This is a genomic window from Pseudonocardia nigra (assembly GCF_019396355.1).
Taxonomy (GTDB): Bacteria; Actinomycetota; Actinomycetes; order Mycobacteriales; family Pseudonocardiaceae; genus Pseudonocardia; species Pseudonocardia nigra.
The window spans coordinates 25482-42436 of record NZ_JAHKRK010000048.1 but is presented as its reverse complement, the minus strand read 5'-3'; the positions used below and the strand labels follow the sequence as shown (position 1 = coordinate 42436).

At 76.8% G+C, this 16955-nt stretch carries 15 protein-coding genes and 2 pseudogenes; 10 read left to right on the top strand and 7 right to left on the bottom strand.

The window, feature by feature from the left end:
• Positions 1-918 (bottom strand): ROK family transcriptional regulator (locus KME75_RS14910; protein ID WP_219415245.1); only part of this gene is annotated, 918 nt, incomplete at its 3' end.
• Positions 919-964: 46 nt separating this feature from the next.
• On the opposite strand from KME75_RS14910, the gene KME75_RS14905 reads away from it, so the two are divergent.
• Positions 965-1615: an HAD-IA family hydrolase gene (locus KME75_RS14905; RefSeq protein ID WP_308282789.1), complete on the top strand. Its 651-nt coding sequence runs from the start codon at positions 965-967 to the stop codon at positions 1613-1615.
• A 13-nt stretch (positions 1616-1628) separates the two neighbouring features.
• A pseudogene (locus KME75_RS14900) lies at positions 1629-2826 on the top strand (epoxide hydrolase family protein).
• 40 nt (positions 2827-2866) lie between these two features.
• Here KME75_RS14900 and KME75_RS14895 read toward each other — a convergent pair.
• A complete protein-coding gene (locus KME75_RS14895) occupies positions 2867-3358 on the bottom strand; it encodes an NAD(P)/FAD-dependent oxidoreductase (RefSeq protein ID WP_219415237.1) in 492 nt (163 codons plus the stop codon).
• Positions 3355-4149, bottom strand: coding sequence for an FAD-dependent oxidoreductase (locus KME75_RS14890; RefSeq protein WP_219415236.1), 795 nt, complete (start codon positions 4147-4149; stop codon positions 3355-3357). Before KME75_RS14890 ends, KME75_RS14895 begins: the two co-directional genes overlap by 4 nt.
• On the opposite strand from KME75_RS14890, the pseudogene KME75_RS14885 reads away from it, so the two are divergent.
• Positions 4148-6805: pseudogene (locus KME75_RS14885) on the top strand (helix-turn-helix transcriptional regulator); the annotation flags it as partial. The gene KME75_RS14890 and the pseudogene KME75_RS14885 overlap by 2 nt on opposite strands.
• 36 nt (positions 6806-6841) lie before the next feature.
• On the opposite strand, the gene KME75_RS43140 reads toward KME75_RS14885, so the two are convergent.
• Positions 6842-7309 (bottom strand): FAD-dependent oxidoreductase, encoded by a 468-nt coding sequence (locus tag KME75_RS43140; protein ID WP_246632128.1) that lies wholly within the window; start codon positions 7307-7309, stop codon positions 6842-6844.
• Positions 7310-7370: 61 nt separating this feature from the next.
• On the opposite strand from KME75_RS43140, the gene KME75_RS14880 reads away from it, so the two are divergent.
• The 5 genes from KME75_RS14880 to KME75_RS14860 all read left to right on the top strand — a co-directional run bounded on the left by KME75_RS14880 (position 7371) and on the right by KME75_RS14860 (position 9870).
• Positions 7371-7940: a TetR/AcrR family transcriptional regulator gene (locus KME75_RS14880; RefSeq protein ID WP_219415233.1), complete on the top strand. Its 570-nt coding sequence runs from the start codon at positions 7371-7373 to the stop codon at positions 7938-7940.
• Between the two features lie 72 nt (positions 7941-8012).
• A complete protein-coding gene (locus KME75_RS14875) occupies positions 8013-8348 on the top strand; it encodes an ArsR/SmtB family transcription factor (protein ID WP_219415232.1) in 336 nt (111 codons plus the stop codon).
• The gene (locus KME75_RS14870) at positions 8341-8787 is read left to right on the top strand and encodes an SRPBCC family protein (RefSeq protein ID WP_219415231.1); all 447 of its coding nucleotides are present in this window, start codon (positions 8341-8343) and stop codon (positions 8785-8787) included. Before KME75_RS14875 ends, KME75_RS14870 begins: the two co-directional genes overlap by 8 nt.
• Positions 8784-9437, top strand: a complete 654-nt coding sequence (locus KME75_RS14865; protein WP_219415230.1) for a DUF899 domain-containing protein — start codon at positions 8784-8786, stop codon at positions 9435-9437. Before KME75_RS14870 ends, KME75_RS14865 begins: the two co-directional genes overlap by 4 nt.
• Complete coding sequence (locus KME75_RS14860; protein WP_219415229.1) at positions 9427-9870, top strand: DUF1579 family protein; 444 nt, start codon at positions 9427-9429, stop codon at positions 9868-9870. The genes KME75_RS14865 and KME75_RS14860 overlap by 11 nt, the downstream gene beginning before the upstream one ends.
• Positions 9871-9875: 5 nt before the next feature.
• Here KME75_RS14860 and KME75_RS14855 read toward each other — a convergent pair whose 3' ends face one another.
• Positions 9876-11465, bottom strand: coding sequence for a bifunctional 3'-5' exonuclease/DNA polymerase (locus tag KME75_RS14855; RefSeq protein WP_219415228.1), 1590 nt, complete (start codon positions 11463-11465; stop codon positions 9876-9878).
• Positions 11462-13018: an FAD-dependent oxidoreductase gene (locus KME75_RS14850; RefSeq protein WP_308282788.1), complete on the bottom strand. Its 1557-nt coding sequence runs from the start codon at positions 13016-13018 to the stop codon at positions 11462-11464. The genes KME75_RS14855 and KME75_RS14850 overlap by 4 nt, the downstream gene beginning before the upstream one ends.
• 168 nt (positions 13019-13186) lie before the next feature.
• Here KME75_RS14850 and KME75_RS14845 point away from each other — a divergent pair, with 168 nt between their 5' ends.
• Complete coding sequence (locus tag KME75_RS14845) at positions 13187-14026, top strand: LLM class F420-dependent oxidoreductase (RefSeq protein ID WP_219415227.1); 840 nt, start codon at positions 13187-13189, stop codon at positions 14024-14026.
• Between the two features lie 127 nt (positions 14027-14153).
• Here KME75_RS14845 and KME75_RS14840 read toward each other — a convergent pair whose 3' ends face one another.
• The gene (locus KME75_RS14840; protein WP_219415226.1) at positions 14154-15644 is read right to left on the bottom strand and encodes an MFS transporter; all 1491 of its coding nucleotides are present in this window, start codon (positions 15642-15644) and stop codon (positions 14154-14156) included.
• Positions 15645-16001: 357 nt separating this feature from the next.
• Here KME75_RS14840 and KME75_RS14835 point away from each other — a divergent pair, with 357 nt between their 5' ends.
• A complete protein-coding gene (locus KME75_RS14835) occupies positions 16002-16925 on the top strand; it encodes a L,D-transpeptidase (protein WP_219415225.1) in 924 nt (307 codons plus the stop codon).
• The last annotated feature ends 30 nt before the right edge of the window (positions 16926-16955 follow it).

Below are 16955 nucleotides of genomic sequence, written 5' to 3'. Positions count from 1 at the left end.
GCCGGGGGCGAGGGCGTTGACCAGGCCGGCGACGCCCGCGCCGAGGCTCGCCGCCGCCGCGTCGACGGCGGCGCGGGCGGCGGCGTCGGGACGGGCGAGCACGGCCCGGGCGTACGTGCGGGGATCCCGGGGCGGGGCGTCGCCGAGGTGCCGGGCGAGCGCGCGGCCGTCGACGGTCAGGTCCCAGCACCCGAGTGCCCCGCACGGGCAGCGCAGCCCGCGGTCGCCCAGCGGGAGGTGCCCGAACTCGCCACCCGCGCCGGTCGCCCCGCGCAGCGGGCGGCCGTCGACGACGAGCGTGCCGCCGATGCCGACCTCCACGGTGATGTGCAGGGCCGTGGCCGCGCCCGCCGCGGCCCCGCCGCGGGCCTCGGCGACGCCCGCGAGTGTCGCGTCGTTGTCGACGACCATCGGCACGCCGACGCCCGCGGTGAGCGGGCCGAGGTCGACCGGGCCCCAGCCGAGCGACGCGGCCTGGACGACCCGGCCGCGTTGCACGGTCGCGGCGACGGCGATGCCGACCGCCTGGACGCGCATGCCGTGGACGTCGTGGATCTCCTCGACCGCGCGGCGCACCGCCTCGATCACGTGGTCGGGCTCCCGGCTGGCGTGCGCGCCGGCCGCGACGATCTCGGGGCGGCCGTCCAGCGGCGTGACCGCGCAGCGCCAGTCCTCCTGCCGGAGGTCCACGGCGATGACGACCGGCCCCTCCGGGTGCGGCCGGAGCACGGTGGTCGGACGGCCGCGCCCCGTGGTGGCGGCAGGCGCCTCGGTGACCAGGGCCAGCTCCCGCAGCCGTGCGGTGATCTCCGTGGCCGATCCGCTGCTCAGGCCCAGCCGCTGGGCGACGGCGGCGCGGGTGACGCCCGGGTTCCGGCGCATCTCCGTCAGCACCGCGATCGGGCCGTGCCACCGCATGGCATCCTCCTTTATGCTCGACCACGAGTTTAATCGGGAGGCTGCGGTGCGACGACCCCTGGACCCGGCGACGATCGCCGCCGTCCTGCTCGACATGGACGGCACCCTGGTCGACTCCGATGGCTCGGTCGAACGCGCGTGGACGACCTGGTCGCGTGAGCACGGGTTGGACCCGGCGCCCGTGCTCGCGGTGGCGCACGGCAGCCCGTCGGACCGCACCGTGCGCCGGCTGCTGCCCGCCCTCGACGACGCCGCGGTCGCCGCAGCCGCGCAGCGACAGCTGGACCTGCAGTACGACGACCTGTCCGACGTCGTCGCCGCGCCCGGGGCGCACGCGCTGCTGGCCGCGCTGGACCGGCTCGGCCTGCCGTGGGCGGTCGTGACGAGCGCGGACGTGCGCCTGGCGAAGGCGCGGCTGGGAGCGGCCGGCATCGCCCCGTCGCTGCTCGTCACCGTCGAGGACGTGCGGGTGGGCAAGCCGGACCCCGAGGGCTACCTCCGGGCCGCCGCCCGGCTCCGGGTCGACCCGGCTGCCTGCCTGGTCGTCGAGGACAGCGAACCGGGGCTCGCCGCGGGCCGCGCCGCCGGGATGCGGACCGCCGCGCTGCGCGGGCTGGACGGCGACCTGCGGCTCGCCGACCTCGGCGAACTGACCGACCTGCTGGCGCCGCTGCACGTCCGGGGGAGGAGGACCTGACGTGTCCGAGGCCGTGACGCCGTTCCGGCTCGAGGTGCCCGATGCCGACCTCGCCGACCTGCGCGAGCGCCTGGCCCGCACCCGGTGGCCGGAGGCCGAGACCGTGGACGACTGGTCGCAGGGCGTGCCGCTGGCCTACCTGCGCGAGCTGTGCGACCACTGGGCGCACCGATACGACTGGCGGGCCACCGAGGCCCGGCTGAACGCGCTGCCGCAGTTCCGCACCGAGCTCGACGGGCTGAGCATCCACTTCCTGCACGTCCGGTCGCCGCACCCGGACGCGTTCCCGCTCGTGCTCACCCACGGCTGGCCGGGGTCGGTTGTCGAGTTCCTCGAGGTGATCGGCCCGCTCACGGACCCGCCCGACCCGCGCGACGCGTTCCACGTGGTGTGCCCCTCGCTGCCCGGGTACGGCTTCAGCGACCGGCCGGCGCGGCGGGGCTGGACCGTGCAGCGGATCGCCGCGGCGTGGACCCGGCTGATGGCCCGCCTCGGCTACGCCCGCTACGGCGCGGTTGGCGGCGACTGGGGTACGAGCATCACCACGTTCTCACTGGTGGCTGTCCGCCTGCTTCGCGACGGCGTTCAGCCACCAGACATGCATAGGCCACATCGGCATCCAGGACCCCGAGCACGTGGCCGGCATCCACCTCAACCCGCCGCTGGCCGCCCCCGATCCGGCCACCTTCGACGACCTCACCGCCACCGAGCGGGCCGCCCTCGCCCAACTCGAGCACGGCCGGGAGTGGGAGGACGGGTACTCGCTCGAGCAGTCCACCCGCCCGCAGACGATCGGGTACGGGCTGGTCGACTCGCCCGCGCTGCTCTGCGCGTGGATCGTCGAGAAGTTCTGGGCGTGGACCGACCACCGGGGGCACCTCGAGAACGTCCTCGGCCGCGACGCCGTGCTGGACAACCTGATGCTCTACTGGCTGCCCGGCACCGGCGCGTCCGCCGCCCGGCTGTACTGGGAGAGCTTCAAGGACATCCAGCGGACGTTCAGCACCGCCACCACGGACGTCGTGCGGGTCCCGACCGGCTGCTCGATCTTCCCTCGCGAGAACCCGCGGCCGTCGCGGCGCTGGGCACAGAAGCGGTTCCCCGACATCCGGCACTGGAACGAGCTCGACCGCGGCGGCCACTTCGCGGCCTTCGAACAGCCCGAGCTGTACGTCGACGAGCTGCGCGCCTTCTTCCGGCTGGTGCGCTGAGCGGCGCCCGTGCTGTGACGGCGGGCTGCGACGGGCCACGTCAGCCCGGGGCGACGTCGGAGCGGGCCGGCGCCGGGCGCGGTGCCGGCGGGGCGGGGGCCCGGCGCGCCACCCACGCCGAGCGGGCGACCACGGCCGGGTTGAGCAGCTCGGTCACCGGCGCCGCCCGCATCGCGAACCGGTAGACCCGGCGCGCCACCCACGGATCGTGGACGGCGGCGGTGCGGATCGCCCGCTGGACGGGGTTGGGCGGCTGCGCCCTGGCCTCGTCGCGGTCGAGGCGGTCGTGGCGCTCGGCGAACCGGTGGGCCCGCCGGTAGCCGCGCAGTGCCCGCTGCAGCGCAGCGTCGGACGCGCCGTCCCGCAGCGCGGCGGCGGTGGCGTCGGCGAGCCATTCGGCGGACCGGAACGCCCACCCGCAGCCGACCGCAGGCACCGGGTCGCCGACCATCGCGGCGTCCCCGATCAGCGCCAGCCCGGGCCGGGGGAGCGGGTCCCGTCGGACGATCGGGTGGTCGGCGGTGCCGATCACCGCGGAGACCCGCCGGGGCCGGACAGGTCGGGCCCGTCGGGCAGCCGGCGCAGGAACGCCTCGAGTCCGCCGGCGAGGTCTGGCCGGAACGCCGGGAGGTGGTCCTTGGTCGGGAAGGCGCCGAGCAGGGTCAGGCCGTCGTCGGTGGGGGTGGAGACCACGACGTCCTCGTCGAGCTGCCAGATCTGCGCGTGCCCGGGGCCGCGGGGGACGACGCCGCGGTAGTAGGCCCAGTACAGGAACCGGCCGTTGGGGGCGACGTCCTCGGTGGCGCGCGCCAGGCGCGCGACCGTCGAGCGGTGCCCGTCGGCGCCGACGACGAGCCGCGCGGTCAAGACCCGCTCGGCGGCGTCGGCCGCGCGCACCCGCAGCCCGGTGACGCGGGGACCGTCCGCGAGCAGGCCGGTGACGGCCGTGCCGAGCAGCAGGTCCACCCCGGGGGTGGCGGCCGCGGTGGCGCGCAGCAGCGGGTCGAGCCGACTGCGCCGCAGGCTGATGGTGGGTGGCAGGTCGTTCCCGGTCGCGACCATCCACCCGGCGGCGCCGCGGACCGCGGGGGTCCCGACCGCGGCACCCGCCTCGACCATCCGGTCCCACAGCCCGAGCCTGCGCAGCGTCGGGCCGGTCCCGCCGAGGATGGAGTGTCCGCACAGCGCCTTCGCCGTGCTTGCGCTGCGGTGCTTCTCCGCGAGCGCGACCCGCAGGCCGGCGCGCCCGAACAGGATCGCGGCGGTGCAGCCGGCGATGCTCGCACCCGCGATCGCGACGTCGTAACCCCTGGTCTCGTCCATGCGGCGACGGTCCACGCCGTCCGGCCGACGGGCCTCCGCATCCGGTTGCGTAGTTCCCGCCCGCCGGGCTGCCGAGTACCGTCTCCACCTCATGGGATGGCCGATGGTCGGCCGCCGCGAGGTGCTCGACCGGCTCCTGCGCGCGATGTCCGCGCGCGCTGGACCGGCCGGCGTGGTGATCACCGGGCCGGCCGGGGTGGGCAAGACGCGGCTGCTGGTCGAGGCGCGCCGTCGGGCGCTCGCCGCGGGCGCGCACGTCCCGCTCGCCGTCGCGACCCCGGCCACCGCCACGATCCCGTTCGGCCCGCTCGCCCACCTGCTCCCGCCCGGTGCGGCCGGCGACTTCCCGGCGGTCGTGGCGGCGGCCACCGGGCACCTGCGCGGGGACGGCAGGCGGGCGGTCGTGCTCGCCGTCGACGACGCGCACCTGCTCGACCCCGGTTCGCTCGCGCTGGTGCAGCACCTCGCCCTCGGCGGTGCCGTCGGCGTGGTCGCGACCGCCCGGGCCGGCGAACCGGGCGCCGACGCCCTCGCCCCGCTGTGGCGGTCCGGGCTCGTCGAGCGGCTCGACCTGGCCGGGCTGGACGACGACGAGGTCGCCCAGGCCGTCACGGGCGGGCTCGGCGGCGCGGTGGAGGGCGTGCTGCTCGGCAGGCCCGCGGCGCTCAGTGGGGGCAACCCGCTGCTGCTGCGCGAGCTGGTCGACGCGGGCGTGGCGGACGGGGCCATCGCCGAGCGCGGCGGGCTCTGGCGGGCGACGGGGCCGCTGGTCGGAGCCGGGTCGCTGCCCGCGATGATTGCCGCCCGGCTGGACCGCCTCGACGCGCGGGCCCGCGCCGCCGCCGAGCTCGTCGCGCTCGCCGAGCCGATCGGCGCCGGCGTGCTCGAATCGCTGCTGCCCGCCGACGCGGTCGCCGCGCTCGAGGACGCCGGCCTGCTCGCCCCGGTGCCCGACCGGCGCCGCCAGCAGGTGCGGCTCGTCCACCCGCTCTACGCCGAGACGCTGCGGGCCACCGTCCCGCCGCTGCGCGCCCGCGAGCACCGACGCAGGCTCGCCGACGCCCTCGCGGCCACCGGGATGCGCCGGCAGCGCGACCGGGTGCAGGTCGCGCTCTGGCGGCTCGACGCCGGCCGGCGCGACGACCCCGACCTGTTCCTGCAAGCGGCCCGCGAGGCGTCCGGTGCCCGCGACCACGCGCTCGCCGCCCGGCTGGCCGAGGCGGCAGTGGCTGCGGGCGGCGGGTTCCCCGCCGAGCTCGCGCTGATCGCCAAGCTGCCCTACGAAGGCCGCGCCGAGGAGGCCCTGTCCCGGCTGGCCGCGCTCGAGCCCCTCGCCCCGGACGAGGCCGCGCGGGCCCGGATCGCCCAGCTGCGCGCCCACCTGTACCTGCTGCGCGGCGACGCGGCGCGCGCAGACGCGGTGCTGGCCGCCGCCGTTGCGTACGCCGCTGACCCCGAGCAGGCCGACTGGCTCCGGGCCGACCACGCCGGGCAGGCGTTCGCACTCGGCGCGGTCGCCCGGTCGCTGGAGCTCGGGGAGCCGGTGCTCGCCCGGCCCGCGGCACACCCGGGTGCGGTCGGGCTGCTGGTCTGCAGCCGGGTGCGGGCGCTGTGCTGCGCGGGCCGCCCGCTTGACGCGCTCGCGCTCGTCGACCACGGCCTCGACCTGGTCGACGACCTCGGCCCGCGCGGCGCGGCGCGGGCCGCGGAGCTCGAGATGACCCGGCTGCAGGCACTGCCCTACGCGGGCCGCCCGCGCGAGGCCCTCGTCCTCGCGGGCCGCCGGGTCGCCGACTGTCGCTCGGGCACCGACGCGGCCCGCCTCCCGTACTGGGAGCTCGACCTGGGCCACGTGCTGCGCATGGTCGGGCACGCGGCCGAGGCACGGCGCGCGTTCCGCGAAACCCTCGCCACGACGCCCGTCGACGGCGTCCCCGCCAGCTGGCAGCTGTGGGGCCTCGACGGGCTCGCTGAGGCATGCGCGCTGCTCGGCGCCGACGCGGAGGCCGCGGCGGCGGTGGCCCGGCTGGAGGCGGTCCTGCCGGCCGGCGTCCACGCGCTGACCCGCAGCGGCACGGTGTGGACGGCCGCGGCCCGCGGCGAGCTCTCCCTGGCCCGCGACCTCGCCCGCCGCTACGCCGACGAGCTGGGCGAGGCCGGGGCGCTGATGCAGCGGGCGTGGACGTTGCACGACGCCGCCCGGCTCGGCGCCGACGTCGTGGCCGAGCTTGCCGACGTCGCCGAGCGGTGCCAGGGCCCGCTCCCGAGCCTGTGGGCGGCGCACGCGGCCGCGCTCGCCGCGGGGGACGCGGCCGGTCTCGACCGGGTCTCCGCGGCGTTCGACGAGCGCGGTTTCGACCTGTGGGCCGCGGAGGCGGTCGCGGCGGCGGGCCGGCTGCACCGCCGCGCCGGGCGCACCGGGTCCGCGCTCGCCGCGGAGCTGCGCGCCGCGGAGTGCGCGGCGCGCTGCCCCGGGGTCCGCACGCCGCTGCTGGCGCAGCGCGACGGGTCCACCCCGCTCACCGCGCGGGAGCACGAGGTCGCAGGCCTCGCCGCGCGGGGGTTGTCCGACCGGGACATCGCCGCGCGCCTGCACCTGTCGGTGCGCACGGTGCACACGCACCTGCACCAGGCCTACCGCAAGCTCGACGTGGCGGGCCGCGCCGAGCGCGCAGCTGCTGGGCGGCGAACGCTAGCGTCGTGGCTCCGTCCGCGGGAGCGGCGGCGGGTCGAACCGGAACTGCGCCGCCAGCGCCCGCGTCGCCAGGGCGGCCGGAACCCGGCGCAGCGCGGCGTCGCGCAGCCGGGCCCGCGGGCCGCTCAGCCCGAGCAGGCGGTTCGCCCGGCGTGCCGCCCGCTGCAGCGTCGCGACGCGGCCCGCGCGCCGGGCGTCGTAGGCGCGCAGCGCCGCCGGCACGTCCGCCGCCCCGGTCAGGACCGCCCCGAGCACCGCGGCATCCTCGAAGGCCTGTGCCCGCACCGGCTCGCCCAGCCCGAGTGCGTCGAGCGCCAGTACGCCGTTGGGCATGATCCCGATGCCCGCGCCGGTCTCGCGCACGGCCGGGGCCCGCTCGAGCACGGTGACGGCGTGCCCGGCGCGGGACGCGGCGACTGCTGCGGCCAGACCACCGAGGCCCGCCCCGACCACCACCACGTCCATGGACCACCTCCTCTACTCTTGTAGAGACCCTGCCGCATCTGGCTCTACAGGAGTAGAGGACGTGCCCGACCGCCGCACCGAGATCCTCGACGGAGCGCTGCACGTGCTGGCCGAACACGGAATGCGCGGCCTCACCCACCGCGCCGTGGACGCCGCCGCCGGCATCCCGCCGGGCAGCACCTCGTACTACTTCCGCAGCCGCGCCGCGCTCGTCGCCGGGTGCTGTGACCGGCTGCTCGAGATCGACCTCGCCGTCGAGGTGCCCGCGGTGCGCGCCGCGGCCGACCCCGGCGCGCTCGCCGAAGTGCTCGCCGCCGTCGGCGTCGCGATGGCGACGGCGCAGCGGCACCGGACGCTCGCCCGCTACGAGCTGAGCCTCGCCGCCGTGCGCGACGCGGCGCTGCGCGAGCGTCTGGTGGAGGGCGGGAGCACGATCCGCGCGCTGGGGGCGGCGGCGCTGCGCGCGCTCGGCGCCACCGACCCGGACGTCGCGGCGGACGAGCTCGCCGCGACGCTCGACGGCCTCGTGCTCACCGCCCTGGTGCGCGGTCCGCGCGACCCGTCCGCGCTCGCCGCGCGGCTGCGCCCGCCGCTGGAGCGCATGCTGCGTGCGCAGCCGGGCGTCGGCTGATCGGCCTTCGAGGGCTTGACGGCGACCCTATGCTGAACCTTGTCGTTAATTAACCGACAGGTTTGGCAGGTCATGGCAGACGATCCACTGAGCCTGACGTTCGCGGCACTGGCCGACCCCACCCGCCGGGCGATCCTCGGGCGGCTCGCCGCGGGGGAGGCGAGCGTCACCGAGCTCGCCGAACCGTTCGCGATGAGCATGCCCGCGGTCTCCAAGCACCTGAAGGTGCTCGAACGGGCCGGGCTGATCACGCGCGGCCGGTCGGCGCAGTGGCGGCCGTGCCGGCTCGCGGCCGAGCCGCTCGCCGACGTCGCCGAGTGGGTGCAGCACTACCGCGCGTTCTGGGACGGCAGCTTCGACCGCCTGGACGACCACCTCCGCGAGATCCAGGGGGCGACGGATGGGTGAGCGCGAGTTCACGATCACGCGGGTGCTGGACGCTCCGCGCGAGCTGGTGTTCCGCGCCTGGACCGATCCGGCGCACCTCACCCGGTGGTTCGGCCCCCGTGGGTGCACGACCCCACGCTCCACGATCGCCACGGACGTGCGCGCCGGCGGCAGCTGGCGCGCCACCATGATCCGCGACGACACCGGGGACGAGTACCCGACCGGCGGGTTCTACATCGAGGTCGCCCCGCCGGAGCGGCTCGTCTTCACCTGGACCGAGCCGGGGGGCAGCGGCGGTGAGTCGGTGTGCACCGTCGTCCTCGCCGAACTCGGCACGCGCACCGAGATGACCTTCCACCAGTCCGGCTTCGTCAGCGACGCGACCCGCGCCGGAGTGCACGACGGGTGGTCGAGCGCCTTCGACCGCCTCACCGACCACGTGAAGGAGAAGGCCCCGTGAACACGTCCACCACCGCACTTCCGCCCGTCGTGACGGCCGAGGAGTGGGAGGCCGCGTCGGCGCAGCTGCGGGCCGCCGAGAAGGAGCACACCCGGGCGCGCGACGCGCTCGCCGCGCGCAGGCGGCGGCTGCCGATGGTCGAGTTCGGCCCCTACACGTTCACCGGCGCCGACGGGCCGGCGACGCTGCTCGACCTGTTCGAGGGCCGGCGGCAGCTCGTCGTCTACCAGTTCATGCGGGGCCCGGCGTGGTGCGAGGGCTGCTGCATGTTCACCGACCAGCTCCCCGAGCTCGCGCACCTGCACGCCCGCGACACGTCGCTGGCCGTCGTGTCGCTCTCGCAGTGGCCCGACCTCGCCGCCCTCCGGGAGCGCATGGGCTGGTCGGTGCCGTTCTACTCCAGCGCCGGCAACGACTTCGCCGCCGACTGCGGCACGGCCGAGGGGTTCGGCCTCAGCGTGTTCCTCCGCGACGGCGACCGCGTCTTCCGCACGTACTTCACCACCGGCCGCGGCGTCGAGGCGCTGGGCAGCGTGTGGACGTTCCTCGACCTCACCCCGTTCGGCCGGCAGGAGGACTGGGAGGACACCCCGGCGGGCCGGCCGCAGACGGCGCCCTACCAGTGGTGGCGGCTGCACGATGAGTACTGACGCGACGGGCACCGCCCTGGCGGCGCTCGACGTCCTCGTCGGGCGCTGGACCTCGTCCGGGCGGACGGTCGCACGGCCGGGCGAACCGTCGATCGCGATCACCGGCACCGACACCTACGAGTGGCTGCCCGGCGGTCACTTCCTGGTCCACCGCGTCGACGTGCGGGTGGGCGAGGAGCAGGTGGACGTCCTGGAGGTGATCGGTCGCGACGAGGACGGGACGATCGCGATGCGCTCCTTCGACCACCGCGGCGACAGCGCGGTCATGCACGCGAGCGTCGACGCGGCCGGGACGTGGACGTTCGCCGGCCCGGCCGAGCGCGCCCAGCTCGTGGTGGCCGAGGACGGCCGGTCCATGTCGGCGCGCTGGGAGCGGCGCGCGGGCAACGGGTGGGAGCACTGGATGGACATGGAGTTCCACCGGACCGCCTGACGCCGCTAGCGCTCGTCGTAGCCGTCGACGATCCGCACCTGCATCGGGAAGCGCACCGGCGTGTCGAACAGGCGGCGGCCGGCCGTTGCCGCTGCATCGTGGACGGCCTCGGCGGTGGCGGCGGCGGCCTCGGCAGGGCTGTGCAGCATCACCTCGTCGTGCTGGAAGAACACCAGCCGGGCCGGACTGCCGGCTGCCCGCAACCGCTGTCGCAGCTCGGCCAGCAGCACCAGCGCCCACTCGGCTGCGGTGGCCTGCACGACGAAGTTGCGGGTGAACCGGCCGCGGGCCCGTGCCGCGGCGGGCTGCTCGTGGCCGGGTCGGGCCGGAGGACAGGTGCGGCCCAGGTGGGAGCGCACCAGCCGGCCCTCCTCGCCCGCCCGGGCGGCGTCCTCGAGGTAGGCTAGCGCGGCCGGGAAGCGCCGGCGCAGCCCGGCCAGCAGCGCACCCGCCCCACCCGAGGTCTGCCCGTACATCGCCGACAGCAGCGCGAGCTTGGCCTTCGCCCGGTCGCCGCCGAACTCCCGCGCCGCGAGCGCCGTGTAGAGGTCCTCCTCGCCCGGGGCGAGCGCGTGGTCACCGGACAGCGCCGCGAGCACCCGCGGTTCGAGCTGGGCGGCGTCGGCGACCACGAGTCGCCGGCCCGGGTCGGCGCGCACGGCGGCGCGCACCGCCCGCGGGATCTGCAGCGCACCACCGCCGCGGCTGGCCCACCGGCCCGACACCACCCCGCCCACGACGTACTCCGGCCGGAACCGGCCCTCGCGCACCCAGCTGCGCAGCCACGACCACCCGTGCGCGGCGTGCAGCCGGGCCAGCTCCTTGTAGGCCAGCAGCGGCTCGACGGCCGGGTGGTCGACCCGCCGCAGCTCCCACGAGCGGGTCGTCTCCAGCTCGTGGCCCGCGCGGGCGAAGGCGCGCAGCACCTCCGCGGGGGAATCCGGGTTGACCGGGCGCCCGCCGAACGCGGCCGTGACCGCCTCGGCGAGCGCGGCGAGCTTGGGCGGACGGCCGCCGAGGACCGGCCGCGGCCCGAGTAGGTCGGTGAGCAGCCGGTCGTGCACGTCGGCCCGCCACGGCAGCCCGTGCGCGGTCATCTCCTCGGCGACGAGCGCACCGGCCGACTCCGCGGCGGCGAGCAGCCGCATGGCCGGGCCCGCCGCCGCCAGCGCGCGCTGCTGCGCGGCGTGCACCGCGACGACGCCGGCCAGCTCGTCGCCTGCCGGGCCGGCCTCGAACAACCCGGGCGGTCCGTCGCCGGCATCCGGCGGGTCGGGCTCGGGCTCGCGCCCCTCCAGCCGGGCCACCGCGGCGGCCAGGCCGTGCGGCTGCCCGTACCGCCCGGCCGCGGCGACGACCAGGCCCTCGACCAGCTCCACGTCGTGCGCCCTGGCCACCTCCACCCCGGCCTCGAGCAGCCGCCGGTAGGCGCGGGGGCGGGCGAACACCCAGCGCGGCGCGTGCTCCCGCTCCAGCGCGGCCACCGCAGCGAGGTCCGCCAGCACCTCCACGGGGCCGGCGGGCGCGCCGTCGTCGGCGAGGAGTTGCACCCGCGCGGGCCCGTCCCGCGGCCCGGGGTCGAGCGCGATCCTCACCGGTGGGACGCGCGCGCCGGCAGCAGCCCGGCGAGCAGCCCGCGCTGCGGCACCCCGCGGATCTCCTCCGGTCCCGCGCCGACCTCGGCGAGCACGTCGTTGGCCGCGAGCACACCGGTGACGGCGGCGCGCTCCATCAGCCCGGTGAGCAGCGGGGTGGCGACGAAGTCGCCGGCCAGCCGCACCCCGCGGGCGTCGGAGGTGACGCCGGGCCGGGTGCCGGCCGACCCCGGCGGGAAGGTGGGGGCGGTGGCCTCCATGCGCTGCTGCAGGTGCACGACGCCTGCGGCGGCCGTCTCCGGCCACAGCGCGGCGAGCTCCGCGCGCATCCGGGCCGTGGCGGTGTCGACGTCCGGTGCGTCGCACGCGTAGGAGTGCAGCTCGACGACCGAGCCGCCGGTGCGGGCCGCCCACTCCGCCGACGGGCGCTCCAGCCGCGAGTACACGGTGACCGAGTCGAGCGTGGGTTCCCGGCTCACCGCGTTGAACGTGGCCCGCTGCGGGGCGACGTCGCGGTCGAGCCAGAGCCGGGCGACCGCGAACGGCGGGGCGATGCTGAGCGCGGCGGCCTGCGCCGCCAGCCGCGGTGCGACGGCGGCCGCCGCGGGAGAGGCCGCGACCAGGTCGCGCAGCGCCCCGGGGTCGGCGGCGAGCACCAGGTGACGAGTTTCCAGGGGCGGCCCCTCGGACGGCTCGACGCGCCAGCGATGCCCGTCGACCGGAGTGATCGACCGCGCTGCGGTGCCCGTGCGGACCTGCGCGTCGTGCTTCTCCAGATAGGCGCGCAAGGGCGCCCAGATGCAGGTGAGGTGGTCGGTGTCGGGGGCGTCGAACCCGATGCCCTCGCGGTTGCCGAGGAAGTAGTAGTGGAACATCGCGATCAGCTCGGCGGCCGACAGCGCCCCCGGGTCGGCGAAGAACGACCGCGCGAACGCCTCGAACAGCATGGCCTGGGCGCGGTCGGACATCCCGAGCGCGGCGAGGAACTCTCCCGCCGGCACGGCGTCGAACGCCGCGGCGGTGCGCGCGCGGTCGTAGGCGAGCAGCTGCGCGGCCAGCGCCTGGTCGGAGCGCAGCAGATCGCCCAGCCCGAGGCTGGGGGAGCGGGCGAACAGCGCCAGCAGGTTGAGCGGCGGGGCGCCGGGCAGGCCGGTGAGATCCTCCGGCGGCCACTCGCGCGAGATCACCGGGTAGCCGCCGACCGGCCGGAGGAAGCCCAGCTGCGGGTCGATCCTCCGCAGCACCGACCGCCAGGTGTAGTAGTGCCGGAAGAACGCGTGGAACCCGTGCTCGACCACCTGCTCGGTGCCGTCGGGCAGCGTGTGCGGCCAGGCCCCGAGCCGCCCGCCGAGGGTGGGCGCGGCCTCCAGCAGCGTGACCGCGACCCCGCGCTCGGCGAGGACAACGGCCGCGCTGATCCCGGCCACCCCACCGCCGACCACCACCGCCTCGGTGTCGACCGGCGCGCCGCGGGGCAGGCGGGGGTCGGCGGGCACGAGCACCCGGGGACGCATCCGCAGCGGCGCGGCCCGCGTGGTCAGTTCACGGCTCACGGGCGGAACTGTATGTGCGCCCACCGACAGCGGCGCGCCTCCGCGCCGGCGCCCGTGCCTCCCGGCGCCGGCAAGGTGGCCTTACTGCCGTCCAGTGACAGTATTGCCACCTTGCTGGCGTTCGAGGCCTGACGGAATGGCGCCGCGCCGCGAGCGGTTGCCCGGATCATGAGCATTGAACTGGGCCGGTACGGCATCTGGCGGCACGCGGGCGGGCTCGACCCGGAGTTCGCGGTGGAGGCGGAGGCGCTGGGCTACGGCGCGATCTGGATCGGCGGGTCGCCGTCCGGAGACCTGCAGCTCGCCGAGGACATGCTCGCCGCCACCGAGCGGATCGCGGTGGCCACGGGCATCGTCAACATCTGGGCGACCCCGGCCGAGGAGGCCGCCGCCTCCTACCACCGCATCGAGGCCGCGCACCCCGGGCGGTTCCTGCTCGGCGTCGGCATCGGCCATCCCGAGGCGACCAGCGACTACCGCCGCCCGTACGCGACGATCGTGGACTACCTCGACCGGCTCGACGCGGCGGAGGTCCCGGTCGCCGGACGCGCGCTGGCCGCGCTCGGGCCGAAGGTGCTCGCGCTGGCCGGCGAGCGGACCGCGGGCGCCCACCCCTACCTGACCACGCCGGAGCACACCCGCCAGGCCCGGGAGCAGCTGGGGGAGGGGGCCCTGCTCGCCCCGGAGCAGAAGGTGGTGCTGGAGACCGACCCGGAGCGGGCGCGAGCGATCGGGCGGCCGCCCGTCCGCAAGCCCTACCTGGGCCTGCGCAACTACACGTCGAACCTGAAGCGGCTGGGCTGGACGGACGCCGACATCGCCGACGGGGGCAGCGACGCGCTCATCGACGCGCTCGTGGCGCACGGTGACGCCCAGGCGGTGGCGGCGCGGCTCACCGAGCACCTCGATGCGGGCGCCGACCACGTCTGCGCGCAGGTGCTCACCGAGGGGTGGACCGACCCCCTCCCGGCGCTGCGCGACCTGGCGAAGGCGCTGGACCTGGTCTGAGCCGACCGCGCCGCCGGCGCTGTGTTATTGATTCGCTCGCTGACGCTCGCTCAACGCTCGCCCTCGCTGGCGCTCGGGCGGCGCTTCGCGCGGGCGCTGTGTTGTTGATTCGCTCGCTGACGCTCGCTCAGCGGCGCGGGTGCACCTGCGGGCCCGTCACGCCGCAGTGCGCGCACTGCTCGATCCGGACGCGCCGTGGCTCCGGCCGGGGCTCCTGCGGCTCGCCGAGCGGCCGGCGGACCAGCACGAACGCCACCACGGCCGCCGCCGCGAGCAACCCCGCGCCGATCACCATCGCGGTGCGGAAGCCGGTGTCGAAGGCGGCGGGGTCGGTGTAGTCGGCCCCGCCGATGCCGGCCAGCCCGGGGATCACGGCCACGGCGAGCAGGCCCGCGGCGCGCGCGACGGCGTTGTTGACGCCCGACGCCGCCCCCGCGTAGCGGTCCGGGGCGGCGTCGAGCACAGCGGCCGTCAGCGGGGCCACGGTGAGCGCGAGGCCTGCGCCGAACACGAGCACGGCGGGCAGCAGGTCGGTCAGCCATGACGTGGTGGCGTCGACGCGGAGCAGGAGCAGCAGCCCGCCCGCACTGATCAGGGGGCCGAGCGTCAGCGGCAGCCGCGGGCCGATCCGGCCGGCCAGCGCCCCGGCCCGCGCGGAGAACACGAGCATGACCAGTGTGACGGGCAGCAGCGCAGTGCCCGCGGCGAGCGGGCTGAACCCGGCGACCGTCTGCAGTTGCAGCACCAGCAGCAGGAAGACCGTCCCGAGCGCCGCGTAGATCAGCAGCGTGACACCGTTGGCCGCGCTGAACGTGGCATCCCGGAACAGCGACGGCGGCACCAGCGGGTGCCGGGATCTCCGCTCCACCAGCACGAACGCGACGAGCGCCGCGACGCCGGCGGCGAGCCAGCCGAGCAGCGCCGGGTCCGGGCCGGTGTGGCCGAGCCCGGTGAGCGACCACGTCAGCGCGCCGAGCCCGAGCACGGCGAGGCCGGTGCCGGCGAGGTCGAGGCCGGGAGCGGACCCCGGGTCCTTGCTCTCCGGGACGTGCCGCAGGGCCACCACGACGATCAGCGCCGCGAGCGGCAGGTTGACGAGGAACACCGCCCGCCAGCTCCACTCCACCAGCCAGCCGCCGAGGAACGGGCCGACGGCGCCGGCGATTCCCCCCAACCCGGACCAGGCCCCGACAGCGGCGGCGCGGTCCGGGCCGTGGAACGACGCCGAGATCAGCGCGAGGCTGCCCGGGGTGAGCAGCGCGCCGCCGACGCCCTGCAGCGCCCGCGCCCCGACGAGCGTCTCGATGTTCGGGGCGAGCCCGCACAGCAGCGAGGCCAGTGCGAACCAGACGACGCCGGCGAGGAACACCCGGCGGCGCCCGAAGTGGTCGCCGAGGGAGCCCCCGAGCAGGATCAGCGCGGCGAGCGTGAGCGTGTAGGCGTTGACCGTCCACTGCAGGCCGGTGAACCCCGCGTCGAGCTCGGTGCCGATGCGCTCCAGCGCGACGTTGACGACCGTGCCGTCGATCATCACCAGACCGGAGCCGAGCACCGTGGTGGCGAGCACCCAGCGCCCGGCCGCCGTGCCCATCCGCAGTTCGCCGGCACCTGCCGTCATCGTCGCCTCCACCCGCCGGCCGCCGCCGGCCGCTGCCCGGTGGTCGATCGTGGCAAGGGTGCCGTCGGCCGCGCCACCGTGTTCGTCCGGTTTCTCACGCTGCGTTCACGCGCGGCGAAAGCGGTCCCGCGCCGGGTGCGCCGGGTCGAGCGGGCGACCACTCCGCGCTGCGAGGCCCGGACCAGCGGGAACGCCCCGCCGTCCGGATCTTGTGGTACGCGGCGGCCGGCGGGGGTGGGATCTCCGTGGGGCTGCTGTGGGTGACGGGAAGCTGCCACGTATGGTGAGCGGCGCGTGACCGGCCGTCACCTTCAGGGGTCGGGATCGTTGGTCCCGATGACCGAGGAGAGGACGTCGATGGGAACTCACGCACGATCCGGTGCGCGCCGCACGTCCGCCGTTCGGGCCGCCGGGGTGGCGGCGCTGCTGGCGGTCACGGCCTCCGTGCTGATCGGCGTGGGTTCTGCGCAGGGCGCGGCCGACGCGCCCGCCGGCCACGCCGACACCCCGCCGGCGGCCGGCCTCCTCGCTCCCGCCCTGGAGCCGCTCACCGCCGGGCCGGTGGAGGCGCCGCGGGCTGCGGTCGCCGCGGACCAGGCAGCCCCCGCGCCGAGCGCCCCCCGGCCGGCCCAGCCTGCCGAGTCAGAGCCCGCCGAGTCAGAGCGTGCCGAGTCAGAGCCTGCCGAGCAGCCGGCCCGGTCGCAGCCCGCCGGGCCCCTCGCCGGCCTCCCGGGCCTTGCCGCGCAGGATCCAGCCCAGGACCCCACCGAGGACCCCGCGCCGGAGCCCACCGCGGCACCGGCCGCCCCCGCCCCCGCCGCAGCGCCCGCGACCGCGGACGGCGCCGCGCCCACGGAGTCGCCGCTGCGCACCCTCCCGGTGCGCGGCGGGGCCGCCCCCGCCGACGCTCCGTCCACCCCCGGGCTCGTGACGGGCACGCCCTGCACGGCCACCGCCCGGGCGTGCGTGAACCTCGCCGCCCGGCAGGCGTGGCTGATCGACGCGGGGAAGGTGGTCCGCGGCCCGGTCCCGATCCAGACGGGCGACCAGGACACCCCGACCCCGCGCGGCACCTTCCAGGTCCAGTGGAAGGCCGAGCAGTACACCAGCCGCGAGTACCTCACCCAGATGCCCTACTCGGTCTTCTTCGCCGAGGGTGGCATCGCGTTCCACGAGGGATGGCAGGACACGCCCTCGGCGGGCTGCGTGAAGCTCGTCCACGCGGACGCCCTGGCGTGGTTCGACTTCCTGCAGGTCGGCGACGAAGTCCAGATCCACTGAGCTACCGCATGGACGCGTGCAGCTTCGCTT